The organism is Pseudoalteromonas sp. C12FD-1, assembly GCF_037414265.1.
Classification (GTDB): domain Bacteria; phylum Pseudomonadota; class Gammaproteobacteria; order Enterobacterales; family Alteromonadaceae; genus Pseudoalteromonas.
In genome coordinates, this window is record NZ_JBBEVD010000025.1 from 1 (window position 1) to 1,171 (window position 1,171).

Consider the following 1,171-nt stretch of genomic DNA (forward strand, 5'->3'; position numbering starts at 1 on the left):
AAGACCCGTTTGGGTTGTATGGTTAAGTGACTAAGCGTACACGGTGGATGCCTTGGCAGTTGGAGGCGATGAAGGACGTATTAACTTGCGATAAGCCTAGTCAAGCTAGTAAAAAGCGCTTGAGACTAGGATTTCCGAATGGGGAAACCCACCTGCTTGCAGGTATCGTTAACTGAATACATAGGTTAACGAGGCGAACGCGGAGAACTGAAACATCTAAGTACCCGTAGGAAAAGAAATCAACCGAGATTCCGATAGTAGCGGCGAGCGAAATCGGAACAGCCCTTAAGCTGATTATGTGTTAATGGAAGGCTCTGGAAAGTGCCACGATACAGGGTGATAGTCCCGTACATGAAAACGCATTTTGAGTGAAATCGAGTAGGTCGGAGCACGTGAAACTTTGACTGAATATAGGTGGACCATCATCTAAGGCTAAATACTCCCAACTGACCGATAGTGAACCAGTACCGTGAGGGAAAGGCGAAAAGAACCCCTGTGAGGGGAGTGAAATAGAACCTGAAACCGTGTACGTACAAGCAGTAGGAGCCCCTCGAGGGTGACTGCGTACCTTTTGTATAATGGGTCAGCGACTTATATTTTGTAGCGAGGTTAACCGTTTAGGGTAGCCGTAGGGAAACCGAGTCTTAACTGGGCGAATAGTTGCAAGGTATAGACCCGAAACCCGGTGATCTAGCCATGGGCAGGTTGAAGGTTGAGTAACATCAACTGGAGGACCGAACCCACTAACGTTGAAAAGTTAGGGGATGACCTGTGGCTAGGAGTGAAAGGCTAATCAAACCGGGAGATAGCTGGTTCTCCCCGAAATCTATTTAGGTAGAGCCTCGGACGAATACTTACGGGGGTAGAGCACTGTTAAGGCTAGGGGGTCATCCCGACTTACCAACCCTTTGCAAACTCCGAATACCGTAAAGTACTATCCGGGAGACACACGGCGGGTGCTAACGTCCGTCGTGAAGAGGGAAACAACCCAGACCGCCAGCTAAGGTCCCAAAGTCATAGTTAAGTGGGAAACGATGTGGAAAGGCCCAGACAGCCAGGAGGTTGGCTTAGAAGCAGCCATCCTTTAAAGAAAGCGTAATAGCTCACTGGTCGAGTCGGTCTGCGCGGAAGATGTAACGGGGCTAAACTATGCACCGAAGCTGCGGATTCA

Annotated in this window: 1 rRNA gene; it reads left to right on the forward strand. The window is 49.3% G+C overall.

Features of this window, described 5'->3' with window-relative positions:
* Positions 1 to 20: 20 nt before the first annotated feature.
* A 23S ribosomal RNA gene (locus WDB87_RS00140) occupies positions 21 to 1,171 on the forward strand; the annotation flags it as partial.